Origin of the sequence: Nocardia sp. N2S4-5, assembly GCF_044628355.1 — a bacterium.
Classification (GTDB): Bacteria; Actinomycetota; Actinomycetes; order Mycobacteriales; family Mycobacteriaceae; genus Nocardia; species Nocardia wallacei_B.
On record NZ_JBIUPM010000001.1, the window covers coordinates 2,279,653 to 2,301,233 of the forward strand.

Here is a 21,581-nt window from a genome sequence, read left to right on the forward strand (position 1 = left end):
AGAATGGATTTTCCGGGGCGGTGCGGTAATACTTGCCCCGTGACGGAGCAGACCGGGGAAGTCGTCGACGCGTCGGACGACGACAACCCAGACACCTACCTCTCGCCGACGCGGACAGTGGGTAGCTTCCGCTTCTGGTTCGCCGACCAGCGGTGGGAGTGGTCCGACGAGATCTTCGCGATGCACGGCTACACGCCGGGCGAGATCGTGCCCACGACGGCCCTACTATTGGCCCACAAACATCCCGAGGACCGCGCGCATGTCGAGGAGATCCTCGAGGCGGCGGTGCGGTCCGGCGGATCGTTCTCCAGCCGCCACCGGTTCATCGACACCGCGGGCCGGGAACACCAGGCCATGGTGATCGCCGACCGCATCATCGACAACACGGGCACCGTGATCGGCACGGCGGGCTACTATCTCGATCTCACCGACACCTTCGCCGCGCAGCGGCAGGAAGTACTGGACGAGACACTGCCCGGCCTGTACGAGTCGCGGGCCGTGATCGAACAGGCCAAGGGGGTACTGATGTGGGTCTACAGCATCAGCGCGCACCAGGCGTTCGACGTGCTCCGCTGGCGGTCGCAGGAGACCAACGTGAAACTGCGCGATCTGTCCGCGCAACTGCTGGCCGACCTGGAGACGGCCCAACCACCGCCGCCGTCGGTCCGCAGCGACTTCGACCACATCCTCCTCACCGCCCATATCCGCGTCGGCCAGAAATACAACGACCCCGACACGGAAACCGCTTAGCGTCAAGCGATCTCACGGCGAACCCGGCCGCCGACCCAGGCACCGAGTGCCTCCGCCAGCCCCTCGGCGCCGGGTTCGTCGGCGACCCACGCCGCGTAGCCGTCGGGCCGGACGAGAACGGCGGCAGGCGCGGCGATTTCACCGATGCCGGGAACGGTCCAGCGCTCGTCGCGGACGGCGACGTCGACGATATCGATACGGTCGCGCCAGGCGGACCCATCGGTTTCGCGATTCCCGTTGCGGCGCAGCAGAATCGGCCGGCCCGTGCGCAGCAGTTCGCATACCCGGGTCTCGCCGGAGTCGGTGGTGAGGTCCACGTCGGGCACGCGCCGACCGGCCAGCGGGTGCTCGCTGCCGGTGTCGTACCGGATGTCCAGGGCGGTGATCATGCGGCCCAGCCGGTGCCGCGCCTGATCGGCGCCGATCAGGTCGCTCATGATGTCGCGCAGCGCGTCGGTGTGCGGACCGGGCCGCGACAGCGCCGTCTGCGCGCGGGTGTTGTGCAGCACGCGCGCCGCGAGGGGCGCGCGCTCGCTCTCGTAGGTGTCGAGGAGATCCCCGGAATCGTTGCCGCGCAGGGCGATCGCGAGCTTCCAGCCCAGATTCACCGCGTCCTGCACGCCGAGGTTGAGGCCCTGGCCGCCCGCGGGAAAATGGATGTGCGCGGCGTCCCCGGCGAGGAACACACGCCCGGCGCGATACCGGTCGGCCTGGCGGGCGGCGTCTCCGTAGTGCGACACCCAGCGCGGGGCGTGCATGCCGTAATCGGTTCCCGCGATTTCGGTGAAGCTCGCGTAGAAGTCCTCGAAGCTCAGCGTCGCGCCACGCCCCAGCACCCGGTCGTACCGCTGCACCATGAGGCGGTACCAGCCGGGCTGGAACTGCACCACCGAGAAGTCACCCACCCCGCGACGCTGCGCGAAGACGGGACCGTCCGGCGGTGCGGCGAGTTCGACGTCGGCCAGCATTCCGGTCATGGTGGCGTCGGTTCCGGCGAAATCGATGCCGGCGAGCTTGCGGACGGCGCTGCGGCCGCCGTCGCAGCCGACGAGGTAGGACGCGCGGAGACGACGCGGCTCCGCCGCACCGCCGACCTCGACCGTCACCCCCGCATCGTCCTGGCGCAGGCCGGTGACCGGCGCGCCCCACCGCACGGGAGCTCCCGATTCCGTTGCGCGACGGTCCAATTCCCGTTCGATCACCGATTGCAGGACCGCGAGCGTGTACGGGTAACGGGTGTCGAGATCGCTGAAATCCAATGGCAGACCGCCGAAATGCCCCGCCTGGATCGGGCGGCCCTGTGCCAGTAGCCCGTCGAGCAGCCCGCGCTGATCGAAGATCTCCATCGTCCGGGCGTGAATGCCCCCGGCACGGGATTCACCGGTCCGGGCGGGCAGCGCGTCCAGCAGCACCACGTCGACTCCGGCGAGCCGCAGTTCGCACGCCAGCATCAGTCCGGTCGGGCCGGCACCGGCCACCACGACATCGGTTGTCTCCATCACCGTCTCCTTAACAACGTTAAGTTCGCTTTAACGATGTTAAGGAGACCAGAACGTTGTTAAGCTGTCAAGCAATCCAACGGAAAGAGGTGGCGGTGAAGCTCGACACCATGGTGATCGCCGAGGCCGCGCTGGGGCTGCTCGACGAGGTCGGCCTCGACGGCATGACCATGCGCAAGGTGGCCGCGGCGCTGGACGTGCAGGCCCCCGCGCTGTACTGGCACGTGAAGAACAAACGCGAACTGCTCGACGCGATGGCGCAGGCGGTCTTCGTCTCCGCCGTCACCGGCGTCGAGGCGCCCCGGCAGGGCGAGAGCTGGCAGGACTGGGTGATCGCGCTGGCGAGCCGCCTGCGCCGCGCCATGCTGCGCCACCGCGACGGCGCCAAGGTGCTGGCCGGCACCTACGTCAGCGACGAAGCCATGTGGCGCACAGTGGAATTGACGCTACGCACGCTGGAGGACGCGGGATTCGCGCCCGCCGAGGCGCACCGGGTCTTCCCGATCATGCTGCACTACACGGTCGGCTTCGTCATCGAGGAACAGGCCCGCTCCGGCGCCGAGTACACCCGCGGCAACCCGTACGACGCCGACCACCTCGCCCGTGCCGTCGACGCCGAGCGCTACCCGCGCGCCGCCCGCATGGTCACCGCCGTCTTCGGCACCGATCCCGATGACGAATTCGAGCACGGCCTGCGGGTCGTCCTCGCCGGGGTCCGCGCCGTGCGCTCACCGAGTCAGTAACGGCCCCGCCGCGGCGGCACCGAATGCCCGACCTCACCGGCACCCCGCGAGGCCGCCGAGGTCACATCGAGAATCCGGGCCGCCGTCTCGCGGAGCAGGTCGCACAGCTGGGCGGTGCGGATCGAGCCGACGAAGTAGTCCACCTGGGTGTCGTCGGCGAGGCGGATATCGCATGCGTACCAGCAGTGACCGGCGGGCGCCGGCAGTTCCAGGGCGCAGCGAGTGGCCAGCTCGGACAACGCCGCGGCAGTTTGCGCGGGGCTGCCGGCATTGCCGACCTGCCACCACGAAACGCCGTAGTCGTCAGGCCGGGAGATCGTCACCTGGTAGGTGAGCAACTCGCTAGCATCCGCCATGCCCAGGAACATACCGGACACTCGGCCAATAGTCACTAGACAGCAAACATCCGCTGTTTCTGCGGGCGGATCGGGCCGCGTTCCGGGTTCGCCGCGAATTCGGACCGCGGGCGCACGTGCAGGCGCTATTCGCCGTACTCGGGATCGGTTGTCGGCAGTCCCTCGCTGGCCCGCAGCTTGTCGGCCATGGAGGTGAGCAGGTTCAGTGATTCCTCGGAGAGGTCGAAGGCCCGGTTCGATAACCGCCGCAGACCGTAACCGCGTAGGCGGGACAGCAATTCGAGGTCGTGGTCGATCTTGGCGGCGTAGACGTCGTCGGTGAAGTAGGCCGGGTCGACCTTGAAGAACCGGGCCAGTGCGGCGACGGTCTCCGGGGAGGGATTCTTGCGCCGGCCCGAACGCAATTGGGACAGATACGGTTTGGAGATGGGGTGCCCAGCGGTGGTGAGCATGTCGGACACTTCGGCGTTGGTATGCGGCTTACGTCCCGGCGGATGCACCATGTCGAACAGTTTGTTCAGGCGTTCGGCGAAATCAGCCGTCATGAGCAGCCGAACTCCCTTCGCCGCACCGTGCCCCGATCCGGCCGACGCCGGTTCCGCCGATCTTAGCAAACGCCACCGCGGCAGGATGCCGAATCAGCAAGCAGCACAGGGCAAATCGGACGAAAGGAACCGGTCGCGGCGCTAACTGCCGCGAACCGTGTCGAGCAGCAGTTCCAGACCGTGGTCGACCGTGGCGTCGACGATCTGCGGCGCGTCACCGTCGAGATCCCGGTGCAGCGACCGCACCCCGGCCCGCGTGGCGACCGCGAACCACACCGAGCCGACGGGTTCGCCGTCCTGCTTGTCCGGGCCGCCGACGCCGGTGACCGCGACGGCGATGTCCGCGCCCATCAGCTCCCGCACCCCGCGCGCCATCGCGACCGCGGCCGACTCACACACCGGCGAGCAGTCCGGCATCCCCAGCACGGCACGCTTGACCTGCGTCGAATACGCGACCACACCGCCGCGGAACCAGTCCCCCGCCCCCGAAGCCGCGCCCAGCGCCGCCGAGAGCCTGCCCGCGGTCAGCGATTCCGCGACCGCGACCGTCGACCCGCGGTCCCGCACGACCGCGGCGATCTCCTCGGCAAGGCGGCTGGTGTCCATGGTCCCTCCCTCGTCGTGCGGCTACCGGTATCCGTCGGCGCGCAGCAGGCGGGCCAGATGCGCGGCGTTGCGCGCCAGCGTGGCGGTCGTCTTCGCGACCGCTTCGGGCGTGCTGTCGAGATCCTTGTAATCGGTTCCGCCCATGGCCTGGTCGTTCCAATACGTCGAACCCTGCGCGGGGATGGTGAATCCGATGTCGCCGAGCGCCTGGAACAGGTCGGCCGCGATCTTGTGCGCGCCGTCCTCGTTGCCGACGATCGCGGCGAGGCCGACCTTGTCGTACATCGCCGGGCGGCCCGCGTCGTCGGTGTTCGACAACTCGGCGTCGAGACGCTCGAGCACCCGCTGCGCGATCGAGGACATGTGCCCGACCCAGGTGGGCGTGGCGATCAGCACGATATCGGCCGCGGCGACGCGCTCGCGGATCTGCGGCCACTGGTCGCCGTCGCCTTCGTCGGCGGTGATGCCGGGCCGGACGTCGTAGTCCGCGACCCGTACCACCGAGCCCGCGACGTCGTGTGTGGCCAGTTCGGCGAGCACCTGCTCGGCGAGGAGATCGCTGCTGGACGGGTCCGGGGAGCGTTTCAAGGTGCACACCAGCGCGACCGCCGTGAGATTGCGAGTGTCGCTGCCGCCGTGGGGGTCGGGGTCGTTCGCCGTCATCTCGGCCTCCTTCGGTCGTGATCGTGCGCGGTCCGTCTTCCTGCGCGTACCCGCTGATCCGGCAACCAACCGGTACGCCGCCGGGCGAGTCAGTGCGCGGGCGCGCGGCGGATGCGGGCCGCGGCGGTCTTGAACAACGGCTGCTTCGAGGCGGGATCCCAGTCGGTGCGGGTCAGTTCGTTGGCCGCACGGTCATGGTCGCGGTCCTCGGCGTCCCAGTAGCCGTAGTGGAACGGGACGAAGACCACACCCGGCCGGATCGCGGACAGCCGGGCCCGAGCGCGCAGGTTCGCGCGCGGCGTGGTGATCTCGACCAGGTCCGTCTCACCGATCCCGGCGGCGCGGGCGTCGGCGGCCGAGATCTCGACCCAGACCTCGGGCGCCGCGGCCTGCAACTGCGGCGTGCGGCCGGTCTTCGTGCGGGTGTGGAAGTGATAGAGCGTGCGACCGGTGATGAGTGCCATCGGGTATTCCGGGCTCGGTGGTTCCGGTGGTTCCAGATAGGGAGCGGGCTTGATCATGGCCTTACCGTGCGGATTCCGGGCCCGATAGGTGGCCGCGTCGACGGGTTCGCCGGTGACCAGATCCTTGCCGTAGTTCTCGCAGCTGTCGGGGGCGGCGAAGAAATGGCCGTCGGCGTAGAGCCGTTCGGTGCCGCCCGGACGATCCGCCGTGCAGGGCCACTGCACGCCGCCCGCGCGCAGCCGGTCGTAGTCGAGCCCGCTGTAGTCGCACGGCCGCCCCGCGCTGCAGCGCTGCCAATCCCGGAACGCCGCCTCGGGTGTCGTCCACGCCGGCAACGGGTTCCCGTCCCGGTCGCGCAGGCCGAGCCGGCGGGCGAAGTCGACGAAGATGTCCATGTCGGACCGGGCCTGCCCGGGTGGATCGACGGCCCGCTCCGACAGGTGCACGGTCCGGTCGGCGTTGGTGAAGGCGCCGGTCTTCTCGCCCCAGGCCGCCGCCGGGAGCACGACGTCGGCCAATGCCGTTGTCTCCGTGGGGAAGATGTCCTGCACCACCAGAAACAGGTTCCGCTGAGCCAGTATTCGACGCACCCGCGCCAATTCCGGCAGGGAGACAGCGGGATTGGTCGCCGACACCCACAGCATGCGCAGCGCACCGGATTCGGCGAGTTCGAGCATCTTCATGACGTGGGTCGGCGGGCCGTCGTGCGACAGCGTGCCGGAGTCGACGTTCCACACCCGCGCCAGCTCGGCGATGTGGTCGGGGTTGGCCCAGTTGCGGAATCCGGCGATGTCGCCGTCGGCGCCGCATTCGCGGGTGTTCTGCGCGGTCGGCTGGCCGTTCATCTGCAGGACGCCGCGGCCGGGCGCGCCGAGCATGCCCCGCACCAGATGAATGTTGTTGACCTGCACCGCACTCGCGGTGGCCTGATGCGATTGGTAGAAGCCCTGCAGCACGGTCGACACCAGCCGGTCGGCCGTGCCCAGCAGCCGCGCCGCGTGCCGGATGTCGTCGGCGTCGACGCGGCACACGGCCGCGGCCTTCTCCGGCGTCCATTCGGCGACCGTTCGCACCAGGTCGTCGAATCCGATCGTGTGCGCGTCGAGGTAGGCGCGGTCGGTCCAGCCGTGCACGATCAGTTCCCGGAGCAGGGCGTTCATCAGCGCCATATTGGTTCCGGGCAGCGGCGCGAGGTGCACCGTGGCCTGCTCGGCGACCGGAGTCCGGCGAGGGTCGACGACGACCAGCGCGGGCGGTCGCGGACCGGCGAGCCGGTCCAGGATCCGCGACCACAGCACGCTCTGGGTCTCGGCGACATTGTGCCCGTAGAGGGCGATCACCTGCGCGTGGTCGATATCGGTGTAGGAGCCGGGCTGACCGTCGCAGCCGAACGACTCCTTCAGACTCTCCGCCGCGGTGGCCGTGCACAGCCGGGTGTTGCCGTCGACATGGTTGGTGCCGATGCCGCCGCGAGCGACGACGGACAGCGTGTAGTACTCCTCGAGGAACAGCTGCCCGCTGGTGTAGAAGCCGATCGCCTCCGGGCCGCGCGTCTCGAGCAGTTCGCGGGTGTGGGCGACGATCCGGTCCAGGGCGGTGTCCCAATCGCAGGGAACCAGCCGGTCGCCGTCCCGGACGAGGGGCGTGGTGAGCCGGTCCGGTGACGCGGTGGCCCGCCAGCCGTACAGGTCCTTGGGATCGAGTCGGCCGCGATTGATCCGGTCGCCCGCGCGACCGCGGACGCCGACGATGCGGCCGTCGCGCACGGCGATGTCGAAGGCGTCGCCGTTGGAGTGCAGCACCGACGCGGACGGCACCCATCGCTCGACATCGGCTTCGGTCAGGCCATCGGTGAGACACATGTCGACCCGTTCGGGCCAGTCCTGCCCCGGCCCGTACGGTGTGCGCGACCCCCACGGTCGCGTGATCCGGAGCTGGTCACCGGGGGCGAGCGTGTGCTGTGTCATGCGGGCCGAATACCCCGCGCCGCCCGGCTCATTCGCCGGGCAGCGAACCGGCAGCGACCGCCGCGATCTCGCGCCGGGTGCGGGCGGCGAGTCAGCTCTCGCCGCGCTGCTCGACCCAGCGGTAGCGCTCTCGGCGGCGGTGGTTGTAGGCCGCCTTGCGCACCGTCGTATCGTCCTCCAAGCCGGAGCCGACCGCCCCGGCGACGGTGCCGAGAATCGTCGCGGTCAGGGCGATCGTCAGATAGTCGCGAATGCCCGCCGAATGCCCGAGGGTCTTGCCGAGGAAATCCGGTGGGATGACGAGCAATACGGCCGCCAGGGTGAGCAGGTACAGGGTGGCGAAGAACGCCGCGCTACCGACCAGGACCGTGGCGACGGTGCCCGCGTTGCGCAGCCGCCGGTCCGGATCGCTTGTGGCGCCGACGTTCTCGTCGCGTTCCCAGAGACCGTGCCCGGCGATGATCCACACCGTCAGCACCGACAGGGCGGCGACGGTGCTCCCCGCCAGGCGAGCCGGGCCCAGCGCGGTGGCCAGCTGCCAGATCGAGGAGTAGAGCACCCCGAACGCGGTGCCCGCGATCGCGCCGGCCAGTGCCGTGGACAAGCCGACCAGCAATTGCCACGGCCGGTTCGCCCGCACCATCCCGGCCAGCAGGTGCGCCGTCCCGAGCTGCGGGGAACGGAGCACGTGGACCTCGTGGTCGGTGCGGGCCCGTTCGACGCGCACCGCGCGGGAGCCCAGCTGCCGGGTGAGGTCCTGGAGCAGGCCGGTCTCCGGCCGATAGCCGGGTTCCATCCGGGCGGTCAGGGCCGCCGCCAGGTCGGTGAGGCGGCGGCGCAATCGCAGGCCGCCGAGCGCGGGCAGGGAGACGAGTGCGACCCGGGAGTCGATGTCGACGGTGGCCATCACGAACCCGCGCGGGCCGCGCAACGGCAGATCGGTGACGCACAACGCCAGGTCCCACTCGGTGGTGCGGACGCGTTCGTGTGCCTTGTCCACCAGTCGGTCGTAGTCGGGATACATGGCCTCGAACGGATCGTCGACCACTTCGGTCCGCCAGGTGACCCGGTCGTCGACGCGGTTCGCCAGCACGCCGGGCAGGGCGTGGCCGAGGTCCCGGGCCAGCCGGGCGGGGAGGTCGGGGTCGGCGAGGATGCCGACCACCACTGTCTCGCGGGAGCGATCGCGATCGTCCGCCGTCATGTCACCGCCCTCCGCGTGCGCCGCCACAGTCGTACCCGGGCGAGACCGGGTCCGCACCGGCATATCCGCAGCGGCGGCGGCCAAACCTCGTACACCGGACCCGCTGTGCGACAAAGCATCCCGAGCCGCGCGAAATGCGTTCCGATGGCGCGAGGATTCGCTTCGACGTACGATACGGCCGTCCTTCCAGCGGTACCCGTCGAATCAGGTGGCGACATTGAGTCTCAGCGGTAAGCGATTCCTCGACATGGCCGGGAGCAGGGAAACGGCCGTGACGGTGCTGGCGACGATCACCGGGCTGTACTACCTGATCGTCGCCGTCACCAACTGCATCGACACCGATACCAATCGGCGCGGGGTCGAGGCCGTGCTGTCGATGCAGGCCACCATTCACCATTCCGGCACGGACTGGCGCGCGATCACCAACGGCACGGTCCTGCTCATCGCTTACATCCTCGTGGTGATCTGGGAGTATCTGATCGCGTTCGTGCTGCTCGCCGCGGCGGGCACGGGCTGGTGGGCGCTGGCGGGCCGCAATGCGGCGCGGACCGCGGTGGCGGCCAAGCTGTCGAGCCTCGGCTGGACCATGGCGGTGCTGCTGTTCGCGGGCGGCTTCCTCACCATCGGCGGCGAATGGTTCCGGATGTGGGCGAACAAGCAGGTCAACGCGTCCTCGGCGGCGTTGCAGAACTTCCTGCTGGCGGCCGTCGGGCTGATCCTGGTGCACATGTCGGGCCGCGCCGAGACACGCGCGGCGGACTAGCGAAGCGGCGGCTCAGCCGGCGAGCGACCTCTCGCGGATCTCGTGAATGCGGGTGCCCGCGGCGTCCCTCAGCCGATCCACCAGGCACATCTCCGGTACCGCGTGACCGCTGAGGTGCCCGGCCGGTATCGCGACGACGTGGGCGTCGGCGCGGCGCAACGCGTCGATCAGCGCCAGGAACTGCGGCGGGAGCAGGCCGGAATCCATCCGCTGCTCATGGAAGACCTCGCCCAGATCGCAGCCCGCGGCGGCCGCGGTCTCCGCGATGAGCGCGTCCCAGCGGGCCGGGTCGTCCACCAGATGGTCACAGAGATAGCCGAACATCAGCGGCCGTAGCGCAGCCACCGGCTCACCTCGAACCCGTCGGGGTCACGCGCCCGCGATCGCTGATCTGCCAGCAGCCCTTGTACGGGATCGCGACGATCAGACCCCGTGCCTGCAACCGTGCCAGTGCGGCGCGAGTGCTCCAGCTGGTCAAGCGAGCCTGCCGCTGGATCTGCACCGCGGACAGCAGCCCGCCGGGGCGAAGAACGTTCAACACCAGCGATTGTGCCGCCTGCCCGAACTTCATTGCGTTCTCCTCGAAACGCTCGCTACACCGAATGTGCCGTGGAGCTGTGTGTGAGCTCCGATCACACGGGAATTTCCGAAGATTAGTTGTCGACATCACATGATGTCAACAGCATGTGATGTCAACATTTATCGGGCCCGAGGTTGTGAGAGGATGCGGGCCATGCCCACCGCCACCGAGGAACCCCGGGGCGAGTCGCGACGTTGGCGGGGCCGCGAACCCGCCGACCGCACCGCGACCCGCCGCCGGCAGTTGCTCGACGCCGGACTGGAGCTGATGGGCAGCGTCGGCGCGGCGGGCATGTCGATGCGCGCGGTGTGCCGCGCCGCGGGCCTGACCGAGCGGTACTTCTACGAGAGTTTCACCAACCTGGACGAGTTGCAGCTGGCGGTGCTCGACGAGGTCGTGCTGGGCGCCCGCGACCGGCTGATCGCCGCGCTCACGACCGCCCCGCCCGACCCGGGCGAGATCTTCGCGCACGTCGTCGCGCGCTTCACCGACTACATGGACGAGGATCCGCGCCGCGGCCGCATCATGTTCGTGGAGTCGCAGGCGACGCGGGTTCTCGGGGAGCGCGGCAACGAACTCGTGGTCGAGTTCACCGCGCCCATCGCCCTGAGCCTCGCCGGCACCGAACAGCACCGCAGTCCCGCCGACGAGACCGACATCCGCCTCAACGCGCATGCCATCTTCGGCGCGATGGCGTTCCTGTACCGGCCCTGGCTCGACGGCGCCCTGGAGATTTCGCGGGAGCGTTTCGACCGGCATGCCACCAGCGCGATCACCGAACTCGCGCGAGCCAGGTCATCGGTGCGGCCGTAGGCGCGGTCACCAGGGCGTATTCCACTCCCGGGACACCTCCGGCGGGTCGACGGCCGGGGGCAGGGGCGCGGGAGTGCGGGTCACGGGTCTGCCGGTAGCGCGGGCCAGGTCCGCGAAGCGGATGGCGTTGTGGATGGCCGCGCCGCCGGGGTCGTTGTTGAAATACACGTAGATGTCCCGGGTCTCGTCCCAGGTCTCGTCCAGCCGCCGCACCCAGTCGGCGAGGACACGCTCGTCGTAGCAGGGCCACGGCGTGCCGGTGCCCTCGTGGAAGCGCAAATAGGCCCAGTCCGCGGTGCGCCACAGCGGTGTGACGGGCCGGTCCAGCCGGTCGGCCCAGCACAGCGCCGCGTTGTGGCGTTCCAGCACGGCGCGCACCTCGTCGGTCCACCAGGTCTCGTGGCGCGGCTCGACGACCACGCGCAGATCGCCGGGGATCAGGCGCAGCGCCGCGGCCAGCCGGTCCGGCGCGGCGGGCAGGTTGGGCGGCAACTGGATCAGCAGCGGTCCCAGCTTGTCGCCGAGGCCGCGGGCCGCCTCGATCATCCGCTCGAGCGGAATCTCCGGATCGAGCAGCCGCCGATTGTGGGTCAGCACCCGGGTCGCCTTGACCGCCATGACGAAATCGCCGGGAGAGCGTGCGCGCCAGCCTTCGAAACTCGTGCGCGGCATCGGCCGGTAGAAGGCGGCGTTCAGCTCCACCGTGGCGAACGAGCGCGCGTAATGCTCCAGCCAGCGCCGCTGCGCGACGCCCTTGGGGTAGAACACGCCGCGCCAATCCGCGTACTGCCATCCCGAGGTGCCCACGAACAGTGCCATGTCGAGAGCCATTCCCCCGTCCGCGGAAGGCAATCAGGGAGGTCCGCGACGAAATGCGCCGGACGGAAATTGTGTTCCGGCGCAACATTTTCGGCACGTTGTTGTGAATGGTGACCATGTCGGCCACACCTGTCCTGCCGCGCGTCGCGGTCCGGTTCGATGTCACCGGTCGGCGAAGGAGTGTCGGATGTCGCGGAAGAATCGGGCGGGCGGGCTGTGTGTGGTGCTCGCCGTGTGCTGCCTGGGCGGGCACGCGGTGGCCACGGCGGACCCGGGGCGGACGGAGCTCGGCTACACCTCTTCGGCGCCGGTGACCTCGGTGGTCGCGACCGTCGTGACCCGGACGGTGCCGCTGCCCGCCGCGGCCCCCGCTCATCCCGCGGCCTGCGACAGCCTGTCGTATCTGCGCTGGCGCTCGGTGGACGGGCCGGCGGACGCGGCCGACGCCGATCGCGTCCTGGTCGCGCAGCCCGGCATCTTCGAGGGCGCGGGCGCCTTCGACAGCGTCGCGCGCAACACGGTCGCGCGGGCGGCCGAACGCGGCGCGCACATCGAGTTCTGGGCGCTGGACCGCCGCTCCAACTGCCTCGAGGACCACACCGGCACCCGGGCCGCCCTGCGCTCCGGCTCGATCGACAGCGCGACGGACTACTACTTCCACGGCGCGCCGGTGGACGGCCGCCGCTTCGCCGGATACGCCTCCGGTGACACCACGGCTTGGCTGCGCGACCAAGGCCTTGCCCAGACCCTGCGCGACGAGTACGACCTGCTGCGCCTCGAACTGCCCGACCAGTCACTGCGCGAGCGGAAGGTGTTGTGTGGCGGGCACTCCCTGGGCGGATTCCTGACCGGCTACTTCGCGGGCTGGGACTTCGACGGCGATCCCGCCACCACCGACGACGCCGGATACCGCCAGTGCGGCGGGCATTTCGCGCTGGACACCAGCATCAGGGCCGGAATCTCGTTGCGCGGCTTCGAGTTTCCGTCGCCGCCCCCGGCCGTGGCCGCCGGCCTGGAGGGTCTGTCACTGCAACTGGACACCGCACTCCCGGTGCTCGCGCTGCCGGCGGTGATCAATCCGGAGACGACCAACCTGCTGGCCCTGGCGGGGCTCGCCGCCCGGCTGTCCCCGCAGGGCGTGAACGACCTGGTCCGTCGCCTGCCCGACAATCCGAACATCGCCCTGACCTTGCGCACCCTGCTCTCGCAGGACCCGGTCGCGTTCGCCACCGGCAGCCCGGACGTGCGGACGCTGTCGGCCACCAACGAAGCCGTGCTCGGCGCGCTGCTGGACGACAATTCCCAACCGCTGGGCTTCCTGCAGGCCAGCGCGGGCTTCGTCGCCGGTGGTCCGTTGGGCGCCAAGAACTTTCCGCTGCCGGACGCGGTGGCGCGCAGCCCGATCGCCATGAACTTCTTCGGTGACGCGCCCAAGGTCTCCCCCACGCGTTTCGACCCGCAGACGGTGTACCACTGGATCGACTACGACGCCGTCGGCGCGGAACCCGGCGGCGCGACCACACCCGGCAGCGAGGTGACGTCGATCGACCAGCTCGCGCGCAGCCTCTGCGAGCCGCCGCTGGACTTCACCGAGTGGTACTTCCCGTCGCGCCTGGCGCTGGATCTGCAGCAGGGCACCGCGCCCTCGATCGCGGCGCGGCACCTGCACCCCGACGGCGTCGGCCGCCATCCCGCACTCACTTTTCACGGCAGCGGCGGAATCCCGGTGGCCGAATCCGGCAATCCACGCGATACACAGATATTTCTGCCCGGCTACAACCACCTGGATGTACTCACCGCCGCCGAGCATCAGAACAATGGGCAGCCCGAAGTGGTATCCACTCGTTTGGCCGAGTTCGCCACGCGGTGAATCAATCCGAATAGTTGAAAGTTGCACCGGATTCGCCGGGCGAGTGAATATTCAGCGACAGCGCATTCCCATGCCCGAGAAGGGGTCGCCGTGACACGGGCGGGAGACTGGTGGTCGAGTTCGTTCCACACGGAAGAAGGTGAACGATGCCATGCTCCACTGGCCCCTCTCCGTCATCGCGGTTGCCGGAACACTGCTGGCGGCATTCGTCGCGATAAACATGGTCGCTCTGCGCGCCGACGGCCGCCGCCGGAAATTACCCGGCGCACCGGCGCGGAACACCACCTCGGCCCGCCGGAAAATCCCTTCCGAGGACACGTGGCTACCCTCTTCGATGCATCGGCCGCCGGGCCACCCGTTGACGGTGGGCGAGGCGCATCGCGTGATGCAACGGCACCTGAATTGCGGGACGGACAACTGCATCAGCAAGGCGGTCGCATTCTCGGTCCTGGTGCAGCACGGCCGCATCAAGCCGGATTCCTCACGGTCGTCCCGCTAGCCCGGCGAGTGCGCGGCGGTCACGCGGCGATCGTGAGGCCCAGGCCGGTCAGCAGGTCGATCACGCGACAGCGCAACTCGTCGCGGATGGGCCGCACCTCGGCCACCGGCAATCCGGCCGGATCGTCCACGATCCAATCCTCGTGCCGCACACCGGGCAACTGCGGGCACAGGTCGCCGCAGCCCATGGTGACGATGACGTCGGCGGCCCGGATGATCTCGTCGGTCCAGGCCTTCGGGAATTCGTGGGAGATGTCGATGCCCACCTCGGCCATGGCCGCGACCGCCGCCCGGTTGAGCGCGCCGCTCGGTTCCGATCCGCCCGACCAGGCCAGCATCCGGCCCTGCGCATAGTGCTCGAAGAAGCCCAGCGCCATCTGCGAGCGGCCGGCGTTGAACGTGCAGAGGAACAGCACCACCGGCATGGCGTGCTCGACGCGGCCCTCCACCTTGGCGCGGGCGTGCAGTTGCTGGCGGGCGAAGCGCTCGGCCAGCAGCGGCAGGTAGAGCTTCACCGGCGCCTGCGCCCCGATCTGCGCGTAGGAGTCGTGCAGGAAACGGTGAATGGTGTTGGCGTCGAACAGGATCGTGAACTCACGCTGCAGCCGCCGTTCGGCGCGGGCGAGTGCGGTGGCGTGCACGATATCGAGGAGTCGGTACGCCGGTGTGATCTCGGCGTATCCGGCCCGGAGGGTCCGCTCGGACATAGCCACGTCACCCAGCGTGACACCGATGACCTTCCGCGACAACAAAACCCAGATGAACCGTTTCGGACCTATTGGCCACCCGCGGCCGTAATGTCGGTGTCCGGAGTCCCTGGCACCGGGGACCTACGTGCCCGGGCCGCGAGACAGGATGGTGCCAGCCACATTTGCGCCGGTGAGGTCGGCGCCGTCCAAGCGCGCGTTCGACAGATCCGCCCCTGCGAGATTCGCGCCGGTCAGATTCGCGCCGCTGAGGTCGGCGCCGGCGAGATTCGTTCCGGCCAGATTGACCCGGTGCAGGTCGGCTCCCCGTAGGCGCGCACCGATCAGGCAGGTCTCGCCGAGATCGATCTCCGTTGTCGCCGTGTCGTACGGGGTGTAGCGCCGGCCGATCACCGTGATCACGGTCTGCACATCGTATTCCAGCCTGCCGGGCTCGCCGGGCTTGCCCACGAGCCGGCACTTCCACACCGGCGATTGGGTGTGCACATACGACGCCAGGATCGAATAGATCGTCGAGTGGTCCGCGGGAGAATCCTTGGCCAGCCGTTCCAGCAGGAAGACGGCGGACAGCCGGGCCTCGAGTTTGTCGACGGTCAGGTGTTCGACGGCCTTGTGCACACGATCGGTGACGACGGTCTGCTGCGACAGCGCGTACTGATCCTTCGTCGCGCGCAAGGACTGCCCCGTGAACCACAGGGCGCCGATCGCCGCGATCGTGGTCGCCATCGCGACGAGGTTCGTCCAGCCCTTCCAGACCAGTACCCGATGCAGGGTATGTGTGATCCGTTGCCCGCGAACGGGTTCGGGTCTGCGCAGGGACCGGCCGGTTCCCGCGACCCGAACCTGACGTGGTGACATCCTGTCTCGCATCGCTGTTCCTGCCTGCTCGATACCGTCACTGGTCCATCTCGAGGCACATCGGCGGACCATCATGCCAGCGGACAGCCTGTGAGGAGGGCCGTTTCGCGCGTGGTGCACCCTCACAGCCGCGGTGGCGACAGGTTGTGTGGTGGCAGGTTTTCGGCTCGGCCCGTTCTCCGGTCATCACGGGAGTATTACGATCACACCGCGAGAAATTTCCGAGTACTTCTCTGGCACTTCGCTTTTCGGCATCGCACGGGCACTGGTGAGGCAGCGCGCCGGTGTGATTCGCCGACACGTCGTCATCGTGTGCACACCGAATGATTTCGGACCGGAATTTAGGTGCTTTCGCACATCCGAATTGGGGAGGAAACGTTATGCCGGACAGCGATGTCGTCGCGCGGGACCGCAGTACGGTCGTCGCTGCCCCGGCCGGGGCGCGGTCCGCGCCCGCAGCGGTTCCGCCTTTCGCCTGGCGCGAGGCCGGCCTCGTCGCCGCACTCGCGGCGGCATTGTTCACCGCTCGGGTCGGGCGCTATCCCCTCGGCGGCGACGAACTGTATTTCATTGCGGCAGGCCATCGTCCGGCGTTCGGGTATGCCGATCAAGGGCCGGTCGTGCCGCTGCTGGCGGCCGCCGCGGATCTCCTCGCTCCGGGTTCGGCGGTGCTGCTACGGTTGCCCGCGGTGCTGCTGACCGTGGTGGCGATTCTGCTCAGCGCGGCGGTCGCGCAGGAGTTCGGCGGCGGTCGAGGGCCGCAGGCGCTGGCGGCCGCGGCGTACGCCGCCACGCCCATGGCGGTGACACAGTCGGCGATGCTGAGCACCTTCGCCGTCGACGTGACACTGACCGGGCTCGTGGCGTGGCTGTGGATCCGCTGGGTGCGCACCCGCTCCGATCGTCTGCTGTTGCTGGCCGGACTGGTTGCGGCCGTGGACTTTCAGGTGAAGTGGCTCGTTCCGATCGTGTGGGCGGGTCTGACGGTGGGCGTGGCCGTCTTCGGCCCCCGCGACATGCTGCGGCGCCCGGCCTGGTGGGGCGGGTCGGCGCTACTGGTCGCCTCGGCGATACCGACCGTGCGGTGGCAGCAGGCCCACGGCTGGCCGCAGCTGGCGATGGGCGCGGTGGTCCGCGCGGAGCAACTCGCGACCAGCGGCCTGGCGGGCATGCCGATGCAGATCGTCCAGGTGACCGGGCCGCTGGGATTGCTGCTGCTGGTGGGCATGTGGGCCGGACTGCGCTGGGATCGGTTGCGGCACTACCGTTTCGTGATCCCGATGGTCGCGATCGGATTGGTCGGCGTGGTCGCCGGCGGCCTGCGGCCGTACTTCGTGGCCGGGGCCTTTCCCGGGCTGTTCGCCGCCGGTGCGGTGTACCTGGGCGATCGTGAGCTGTCCCGGCGCGTGCGGGCGGCCGGCGCCGGGCTCCTGGCGCTGGCCACCGCGGTGACCGTGACCGCGGTGCTGGTGCTGCCGCTGCCCACCGCCCGGATGACCGAGCCGACCGACAAGTACTCCCAGATCGATTGGCGCAGCCGACTTTACGGCTCGAGCGGCTGGGACCGGCTGGTCACGACGGTCACGGAGGCGGTGCGCCGCATACCACCCGAGGAACGCCGCGACCTGGTGATCGTCACCCAGAACTATTGGCAGGCCGCGGCTCTCGAACGATTCGGCTCGGACACCCTCCCCCGCGTGTACAGCCCCAACCGTGGCTACGGCTACTTCGGTCCCCCGCCGGACAGCGCCTCGACCGTGCTCTACGTCGGAGTCGACGATCCACGCACGGCGCTACGGACGGAGTTCGCGGCGGCCACGCCCGTGGCGCGGATCGACGAGCGGCTCGGGTTCCCCAGCGTCGACCGTGGAGTCACCCTGTGGCACTGCGGGTTTCCGAGCGAGCCGTGGTCGCGGGCATGGCCGCGAATGCGGACGCTGCCGATGGTCGACGGCACCGTGCGCTGACGACGGCGGCCCATCTACTCCGTGAGGGCCGCGCCGAGCACCGGCCACGAAGTGTGCAGATCCTGCTGCCAGTAGCCCCACGAATGTGTGCCGTTGGGTCGTAGGTCGAAGGTCGCGGGAATGTCCAGCTCCCGCAACCTGTCTCGCAACTGCGCGGTGCAACGCCCGGCCACCGCGTCCAGCAGTCCGCCGATGACGAGCTGATCGATCAGTTTCACCGGGTTGTCGTGGATACCGGGTCCGGCGAGGGTGTCCAGCGGGCCCGGCGCGCCGTTGCCGCTGGCCACGTAGAGAGCGGTGCCGCGCAGTTCGGCGGCGTGCAGGTACGGGTCGTTGGCCGCCCAGGCGGGGTCGGTCGGCGGCCCCCACATATTGAGCGTATTGCCGCGCCGGGCGGTGACGATGGCGTCGACCATGACCTGACCCATCGGGTCGCTGGTGCGCGCACAGCCGCTGTAGGAGCCGATCGCGCGGAACAGCCCCGGCGCGGCCAGCGCCAGCTGGAATACCGAGATACTCGCCATGGACAGACCGGCGATGGCATTGGCGCCGCTGCCGTGGAAGGCCGAGTCGATAACCGGCGGCAGTTCACGGGTGAGGAAGGTGGTCCAACGCTGCCGGCCGTGCACCGGATCGTCGGCGCGCCAGTCGGCGAAGAAGCTGCCCCCACCGCCGATCGGGATGACCACGTTGACCTGTTTATCGGCGAAGAACTCGGCCACGTCGGTCTTCGTCAGCCAGTTGCTGCCGTCGCGCCAGTCGCCGGTATCGGTGCCGCCGTCGACCCCGTTGAGCAGATACAGCGTCGGCGCGGGTTGCGAAATATCCGCTGCGGGAAGGACTTCGACGGTCAGCGGGCGTCCCATGGCCGCGGAGTGCACGGTCAGGTCGACCACGCGGCCCGGACCCTGCACGGCGGTGAGCAGGCGGGAGCCGTCGTCGGCCGGTTCCGCGGCGGCCAGCGCGCGCACTGGCACCGGTGTGTCGAGCGCGGGGTCGGCCGCCGCCGGGCCGCTCGCACAGGTCAACGCGGCGGCGCAGCACAGCACGGCCAGCCGCCCCGGGTACGCGCGGCGGACCGGGCGTTGCCGTGCGCGGACACTCATACGACGACCTCCCTGCCGGAACCCGACTGCGCCGACGCTAGGCCGCGCGCACGCGAACCGGCAAGATTCCGCCCACGGTTCTGAGAATTCTCGGTAACCGGGCGCGGTGTGCACGGGTAGATGCCACAACGGCGGATTTCGTGGAGCGTCCAGCAACCGCAGTGCTATATCCTCACGCGGTTTCCGCTCCGACCGTGATGTCCACCGAATCCGCGTGTGCGTTAGGTGGACACATATGTGGCGATTACCGTGAGTCCGGATAGGCGAGGGTGGTGTCCGTCCGAGGCCGGGAGCGCGCAAACTATGTGGGGACCATCGAGATCATTACGAGCAATTACGGTCGGCCTGCTGGCCGCATGTCTCCTGCTGACACAACAAGGTCCCGCGGGCGCGGACGAGGGCGAACCTGCCTCCCCGAACGGTTTTCAGGACTGGATCGATCGCACCGTCCCGCCGCCGCTGCTGCCGCAGGCGCCGTCGCCGCCCGGCGCGGAGCTGACGCCGGAACTGTCGGCGCTGTGGCGGGGCGTGCTGTCGCCACCGGCGAACGATCCGATCTTCGACACCTGGCCCGCCGACCTCGACGGGCGCGACCCCGGCGACATCATCCAATGGCGGGACGTGACGGCGACGGCCGCGCCGCTGTCGGTGGTGCCGATCCGGCGCGCGCTCCTGGTGAAGTTCCGGACGACCGCCGCGTCGGGCGTGCCGTCGTTCGGCACGGCGACGCTGGTGATCCCCGCCGCCGAATGGACCGGCGGAGGCGACCGCCCGGTTCTGATCAACGCCCTGCCGATCAACTCGCTGGGGCTGCGCTGCACGCCCGGCTACGCCATGGCACACGGCCTGCACAGCAAGTTCAGCGCCGGTGATCTGTTCCCGCCCACCACCTGGTGGGGGCTGAGTCGCGGATACGCGGTGCTGATCCCCGATCACGAGGGCCCGTGGATGTCCTACGCCGAACCGACCGTCGCCGGGCACGTCGTGCTCGACGCCGTCCGCGCGACGCGGGCCGTGGCGCCCGACGAGTTCGGCGACAGCCGGTTCGCCGTCGGCGGTTACTCCGGCGGTGCGATCGCCGCCTACGCCACCACCATGCTGCTCCACGAGTACGCGCCCGAACTGGCCGGAGTACTGGTCGGCGCGGCGGTGGGCGGACTCGTCACCGATTACCGCGCGATCGCGCACGCTTTCAACGGGAATATGGCCTCCGGCATTCTGCTGGTGGTGGCCGCGGCGATGGCCCGCGAGCACCCGGACATCTTGCGGTATATGAACCATCTCGGGCAATGGCTGGCGACCTCGCCGATCAAAGACACCTGCGGCGACAGCAACGGCCCGCTCGGCGTCACCGGAATTCCGATCGAGGTCGCCGCCAATACCGCCGATCCGCTCGGCAGCGATATCGCGGATCGAATCTTCCGGCAATCGGATCTGCGGGATCGCACATCCGGTGCGCCGCTGTATATATATCACGGCGCGCACGACATCTGGATTCCCGCCCAACAATCCCAGGCCCTGTATCGGGAGCAGTGCGCGCGGGGAATTCCCGCCGTTTCCCGGCAGGTGCCCGGCGAACATGTCATCGGCCTGCTCGCCGGTTTCCCGGGCGCCATCGATTGGCTCGATCAACGGTTACGGGGCGAGCCCGCGCCGGACGAATGCCCCGCGGTACCGTCCACGGGGCATTCGTAGCGTCACCCCTGACCGGTGATGGCGTCCACGTCGATGCCGTCGGCGCCCGGCGGGGAGCCCGGCAGGGGCGAGTTGTCGAGATAGCGGATCTCGTAGGTGCGTTCGGCGAACTTCCAGCCGTCGGCGGTCCGCCGGTAGCGGTCGTGATAGATGGCGTAGTTCAGATGCGAACTGCCGCCGCGCAGGCGGCCGAACTCGCAGATGTGGGCGCGGCCGGTGGCGGTGTCGCCCTCGATCTCGGTCACGCCGGGATGGGTGTGCTGGACGAAGTACTCCCAGGCGTCCTGCATGCGCGGCATGGTGTCGCGGAGTGCGGCGCGACCGGCGACCTCGATGCGCGCGTCGGGAATCCGCAGCACCGCGTCGTCGGTGAACAATGCCGCCAGGCGGTCGAAGTCGCGCATCATCACCGCGTCGGGGAACGCGGCCCGCAGCGCCTCGATCTCGACGTGATCGGCGAGTGACCGGAAGTCGTTGTGGCTCATCATGATCGGGCTCCTACCGGGTCGATCCGGTCGGCCTGCCGGAGCGGCGCGAGCGCGTCGGTCCAGGCGATGACCTGATCCAGTAGCGCGTGCAGGGCCGTCTCGTGCTGGTCGCCGGGCACGAAGGTGGTGTAGTTCTCGAAATCGGTGAGCACCGAGAGGGCGACCTGGCGGCCCACGACGGCCATACCCAGTCCGCCGCACACCAGCCGCAACTGCTCCGCCGCGCGCACGCCGCCACTGACCCCGTAGGAGACGAACCCGACCGCCTTGTCCACCCACTCCGCGTACAGGTGGTCGATGGCGTTCTTCAGCACGCCGGGCGCGCCATGGTTGTATTCGGGCGTCACGATCACGAACCCGTCGAACGGGGCGATCCGCGCGGCCCAGGCGCGGGTGTGCTCATGGGCCGACGGCCCGAACATCGGGGCCACGGGCTCGTCCAGATGCGGCAGCGGGTGGTCGATCAGATCGATCAACTCGAATTCGGCGTCGCCGCGCCGCGCGGCCGTGTCCCGGACCCACCGGGCGACCTGCGGGCCGTTGCGGTTGGGCCGGGTACTGCCGAGGATGATGCCGATATTCGTCATGGCCGGAACTCCTGCTCTGCTGAATGTGTCAC

Annotated in this window: 23 protein-coding genes; 8 read left to right on the forward strand and 15 right to left on the reverse strand. The window is 69.4% G+C overall.

Annotated features, from left to right (window positions below):
- The first annotated feature begins 3 nt into the window (after positions 1-3).
- On the forward strand, positions 4-750 hold the full coding sequence (locus ACFMRZ_RS10030; protein ID WP_400178861.1) for a PAS and ANTAR domain-containing protein: 747 nt from the start codon (positions 4-6) through the stop codon (positions 748-750).
- Between the two features lie 2 nt (positions 751-752).
- Here the strand turns inward: ACFMRZ_RS10030 and ACFMRZ_RS10035 are convergent, their stop codons facing one another.
- The gene (locus ACFMRZ_RS10035; RefSeq protein ID WP_400178862.1) at positions 753-2,249 is read right to left on the reverse strand and encodes an FAD-dependent monooxygenase; all 1,497 of its coding nucleotides are present in this window, start codon (positions 2,247-2,249) and stop codon (positions 753-755) included.
- Positions 2,250-2,344: 95 nt separating this feature from the next.
- Between ACFMRZ_RS10035 and ACFMRZ_RS10040 the strand changes: the two genes are divergently transcribed.
- Positions 2,345-2,992: a TetR/AcrR family transcriptional regulator C-terminal domain-containing protein gene (locus ACFMRZ_RS10040; protein ID WP_400178863.1), complete on the forward strand. Its 648-nt coding sequence runs from the start codon at positions 2,345-2,347 to the stop codon at positions 2,990-2,992.
- Here the strand turns inward: ACFMRZ_RS10040 and ACFMRZ_RS10045 are convergent.
- The 6 genes from ACFMRZ_RS10045 to ACFMRZ_RS10070 form a co-directional block, all read right to left on the reverse strand.
- On the reverse strand, positions 2,986-3,348 hold the full coding sequence (locus tag ACFMRZ_RS10045) for a hypothetical protein (RefSeq protein WP_280363177.1): 363 nt from the start codon (positions 3,346-3,348) through the stop codon (positions 2,986-2,988). The two genes, ACFMRZ_RS10040 and ACFMRZ_RS10045, sit on opposite strands and share 7 nt — an antisense overlap.
- 125 nt (positions 3,349-3,473) lie before the next feature.
- Complete coding sequence (locus ACFMRZ_RS10050) at positions 3,474-3,893, reverse strand: helix-turn-helix transcriptional regulator (RefSeq protein ID WP_280363175.1); 420 nt, start codon at positions 3,891-3,893, stop codon at positions 3,474-3,476.
- A gap of 141 nt (positions 3,894-4,034) precedes the next feature.
- Positions 4,035-4,499: a CinA family protein gene (locus ACFMRZ_RS10055; protein ID WP_280275087.1), complete on the reverse strand. Its 465-nt coding sequence runs from the start codon at positions 4,497-4,499 to the stop codon at positions 4,035-4,037.
- A gap of 21 nt (positions 4,500-4,520) precedes the next feature.
- A complete protein-coding gene (locus ACFMRZ_RS10060) occupies positions 4,521-5,162 on the reverse strand; it encodes a flavodoxin family protein (protein ID WP_400178865.1) in 642 nt (213 codons plus the stop codon).
- An 89-nt stretch (positions 5,163-5,251) separates the two neighbouring features.
- Positions 5,252-7,594 carry a molybdopterin oxidoreductase family protein gene (locus tag ACFMRZ_RS10065; protein WP_400178866.1) on the reverse strand — a complete coding sequence of 781 codons (2,343 nt, stop codon included), beginning with the start codon at positions 7,592-7,594 and terminating at the stop codon, positions 5,252-5,254.
- 91 nt (positions 7,595-7,685) lie between these two features.
- Entirely contained in the window at positions 7,686-8,798 is a 1,113-nt protein-coding gene (locus ACFMRZ_RS10070) for a hypothetical protein (protein WP_400178867.1), read from the reverse strand.
- A gap of 217 nt (positions 8,799-9,015) precedes the next feature.
- On the opposite strand from ACFMRZ_RS10070, the gene ACFMRZ_RS10075 reads away from it, so the two are divergent.
- Positions 9,016-9,561 (forward strand): DUF2165 domain-containing protein, encoded by a 546-nt coding sequence (locus ACFMRZ_RS10075; RefSeq protein ID WP_400178868.1) that lies wholly within the window; start codon positions 9,016-9,018, stop codon positions 9,559-9,561.
- A 12-nt stretch (positions 9,562-9,573) separates the two neighbouring features.
- Here the strand turns inward: ACFMRZ_RS10075 and ACFMRZ_RS10080 are convergent, their stop codons facing one another.
- Both ACFMRZ_RS10080 and ACFMRZ_RS10085 read right to left on the reverse strand, forming a co-directional pair.
- Positions 9,574-9,906: a hypothetical protein gene (locus tag ACFMRZ_RS10080; protein WP_280275091.1), complete on the reverse strand. Its 333-nt coding sequence runs from the start codon at positions 9,904-9,906 to the stop codon at positions 9,574-9,576.
- Positions 9,907-9,910: 4 nt separating this feature from the next.
- Entirely contained in the window at positions 9,911-10,132 is a 222-nt protein-coding gene (locus ACFMRZ_RS10085; protein WP_280275092.1) for a hypothetical protein, read from the reverse strand.
- A gap of 162 nt (positions 10,133-10,294) precedes the next feature.
- Between ACFMRZ_RS10085 and ACFMRZ_RS10090 the strand changes: the two genes are divergently transcribed.
- Positions 10,295-10,954: a TetR/AcrR family transcriptional regulator gene (locus tag ACFMRZ_RS10090; RefSeq protein WP_400178869.1), complete on the forward strand. Its 660-nt coding sequence runs from the start codon at positions 10,295-10,297 to the stop codon at positions 10,952-10,954.
- A gap of 6 nt (positions 10,955-10,960) precedes the next feature.
- Here ACFMRZ_RS10090 and ACFMRZ_RS10095 read toward each other — a convergent pair whose 3' ends face one another.
- Positions 10,961-11,785 (reverse strand): DUF72 domain-containing protein, encoded by an 825-nt coding sequence (locus tag ACFMRZ_RS10095; RefSeq protein ID WP_400178870.1) that lies wholly within the window; start codon positions 11,783-11,785, stop codon positions 10,961-10,963.
- 175 nt (positions 11,786-11,960) lie between these two features.
- Between ACFMRZ_RS10095 and ACFMRZ_RS10100 the strand changes: the two genes are divergently transcribed.
- Positions 11,961-13,643 carry a hypothetical protein gene (locus ACFMRZ_RS10100; RefSeq protein ID WP_400178871.1) on the forward strand — a complete coding sequence of 561 codons (1,683 nt, stop codon included), beginning with the start codon at positions 11,961-11,963 and terminating at the stop codon, positions 13,641-13,643.
- A 151-nt stretch (positions 13,644-13,794) separates the two neighbouring features.
- A complete protein-coding gene (locus ACFMRZ_RS10105; protein WP_280275096.1) occupies positions 13,795-14,142 on the forward strand; it encodes a hypothetical protein in 348 nt (115 codons plus the stop codon).
- Between the two features lie 19 nt (positions 14,143-14,161).
- Here the strand turns inward: ACFMRZ_RS10105 and ACFMRZ_RS10110 are convergent, their stop codons facing one another.
- A complete protein-coding gene (locus ACFMRZ_RS10110; RefSeq protein WP_400182819.1) occupies positions 14,162-14,848 on the reverse strand; it encodes an arsenate reductase ArsC in 687 nt (228 codons plus the stop codon).
- A gap of 123 nt (positions 14,849-14,971) precedes the next feature.
- Positions 14,972-15,574: a pentapeptide repeat-containing protein gene (locus ACFMRZ_RS10115; protein WP_400178872.1), complete on the reverse strand. Its 603-nt coding sequence runs from the start codon at positions 15,572-15,574 to the stop codon at positions 14,972-14,974.
- A gap of 512 nt (positions 15,575-16,086) precedes the next feature.
- Here ACFMRZ_RS10115 and ACFMRZ_RS10120 point away from each other — a divergent pair.
- On the forward strand, positions 16,087-17,673 hold the full coding sequence (locus ACFMRZ_RS10120) for a glycosyltransferase family 39 protein (RefSeq protein WP_400178873.1): 1,587 nt from the start codon (positions 16,087-16,089) through the stop codon (positions 17,671-17,673).
- Positions 17,674-17,687: 14 nt separating this feature from the next.
- On the opposite strand, the gene ACFMRZ_RS10125 is transcribed toward ACFMRZ_RS10120, so the two are convergent.
- A complete protein-coding gene (locus tag ACFMRZ_RS10125) occupies positions 17,688-18,779 on the reverse strand; it encodes an alpha/beta hydrolase (protein WP_400178874.1) in 1,092 nt (363 codons plus the stop codon).
- 303 nt (positions 18,780-19,082) lie between these two features.
- Here ACFMRZ_RS10125 and ACFMRZ_RS10130 point away from each other — a divergent pair, with 303 nt between their 5' ends.
- The gene (locus ACFMRZ_RS10130; RefSeq protein ID WP_400178875.1) at positions 19,083-20,474 is read left to right on the forward strand and encodes a lipase family protein; all 1,392 of its coding nucleotides are present in this window, start codon (positions 19,083-19,085) and stop codon (positions 20,472-20,474) included.
- 2 nt (positions 20,475-20,476) lie between these two features.
- Here the strand turns inward: ACFMRZ_RS10130 and ACFMRZ_RS10135 are convergent, their stop codons facing one another.
- Positions 20,477-20,962 carry a nuclear transport factor 2 family protein gene (locus tag ACFMRZ_RS10135; RefSeq protein ID WP_280275101.1) on the reverse strand — a complete coding sequence of 162 codons (486 nt, stop codon included), beginning with the start codon at positions 20,960-20,962 and terminating at the stop codon, positions 20,477-20,479.
- Positions 20,959-21,549, reverse strand: a complete 591-nt coding sequence (locus ACFMRZ_RS10140; RefSeq protein ID WP_400178876.1) for an NADPH-dependent FMN reductase — start codon at positions 21,547-21,549, stop codon at positions 20,959-20,961. The genes ACFMRZ_RS10135 and ACFMRZ_RS10140 overlap by 4 nt, the downstream gene beginning before the upstream one ends.
- Positions 21,550-21,581: the final 32 nt, after the last annotated feature.

Excerpts from the sequence above, each read along its gene's own strand:
- ACFMRZ_RS10030 (WP_400178861.1), top strand. The coding sequence starts at position 4 with ATGGATTTTCCGGGGCGGTGCGGTAATACTTGCCCCGTGACGGAGCAG.
- ACFMRZ_RS10035 (WP_400178862.1), bottom strand. The coding sequence starts at position 2,249 with ATGGAGACAACCGATGTCGTGGTGGCCGGTGCCGGCCCGACCGGACTG.
- ACFMRZ_RS10045 (WP_280363177.1), bottom strand. The coding sequence starts at position 3,348 with ATGGCGGATGCTAGCGAGTTGCTCACCTACCAGGTGACGATCTCCCGG.
- ACFMRZ_RS10050 (WP_280363175.1), bottom strand. The coding sequence starts at position 3,893 with ATGACGGCTGATTTCGCCGAACGCCTGAACAAACTGTTCGACATGGTG.
- ACFMRZ_RS10055 (WP_280275087.1), bottom strand. The coding sequence starts at position 4,499 with ATGGACACCAGCCGCCTTGCCGAGGAGATCGCCGCGGTCGTGCGGGAC.
- ACFMRZ_RS10060 (WP_400178865.1), bottom strand. The coding sequence starts at position 5,162 with ATGACGGCGAACGACCCCGACCCCCACGGCGGCAGCGACACTCGCAAT.
- ACFMRZ_RS10065 (WP_400178866.1), bottom strand. The coding sequence starts at position 7,594 with ATGACACAGCACACGCTCGCCCCCGGTGACCAGCTCCGGATCACGCGA.
- ACFMRZ_RS10070 (WP_400178867.1), bottom strand. The coding sequence starts at position 8,798 with ATGACGGCGGACGATCGCGATCGCTCCCGCGAGACAGTGGTGGTCGGC.
- ACFMRZ_RS10085 (WP_280275092.1), bottom strand. The coding sequence starts at position 10,132 with ATGAAGTTCGGGCAGGCGGCACAATCGCTGGTGTTGAACGTTCTTCGC.
- ACFMRZ_RS10090 (WP_400178869.1), top strand. The coding sequence starts at position 10,295 with ATGCCCACCGCCACCGAGGAACCCCGGGGCGAGTCGCGACGTTGGCGG.
- ACFMRZ_RS10095 (WP_400178870.1), bottom strand. The coding sequence starts at position 11,785 with ATGGCTCTCGACATGGCACTGTTCGTGGGCACCTCGGGATGGCAGTAC.
- ACFMRZ_RS10100 (WP_400178871.1), top strand. The coding sequence starts at position 11,961 with ATGTCGCGGAAGAATCGGGCGGGCGGGCTGTGTGTGGTGCTCGCCGTG.
- ACFMRZ_RS10105 (WP_280275096.1), top strand. The coding sequence starts at position 13,795 with ATGCTCCACTGGCCCCTCTCCGTCATCGCGGTTGCCGGAACACTGCTG.
- ACFMRZ_RS10110 (WP_400182819.1), bottom strand. The coding sequence starts at position 14,848 with ATGTCCGAGCGGACCCTCCGGGCCGGATACGCCGAGATCACACCGGCG.
- ACFMRZ_RS10115 (WP_400178872.1), bottom strand. The coding sequence starts at position 15,574 with ATGGCGACCACGATCGCGGCGATCGGCGCCCTGTGGTTCACGGGGCAG.
- ACFMRZ_RS10120 (WP_400178873.1), top strand. The coding sequence starts at position 16,087 with ATGCCGGACAGCGATGTCGTCGCGCGGGACCGCAGTACGGTCGTCGCT.
- ACFMRZ_RS10125 (WP_400178874.1), bottom strand. The coding sequence starts at position 18,779 with ATGAGTGTCCGCGCACGGCAACGCCCGGTCCGCCGCGCGTACCCGGGG.
- ACFMRZ_RS10130 (WP_400178875.1), top strand. The coding sequence starts at position 19,083 with ATGTGGGGACCATCGAGATCATTACGAGCAATTACGGTCGGCCTGCTG.
- ACFMRZ_RS10135 (WP_280275101.1), bottom strand. The coding sequence starts at position 20,962 with ATGATGAGCCACAACGACTTCCGGTCACTCGCCGATCACGTCGAGATC.
- ACFMRZ_RS10140 (WP_400178876.1), bottom strand. The coding sequence starts at position 21,549 with ATGACGAATATCGGCATCATCCTCGGCAGTACCCGGCCCAACCGCAAC.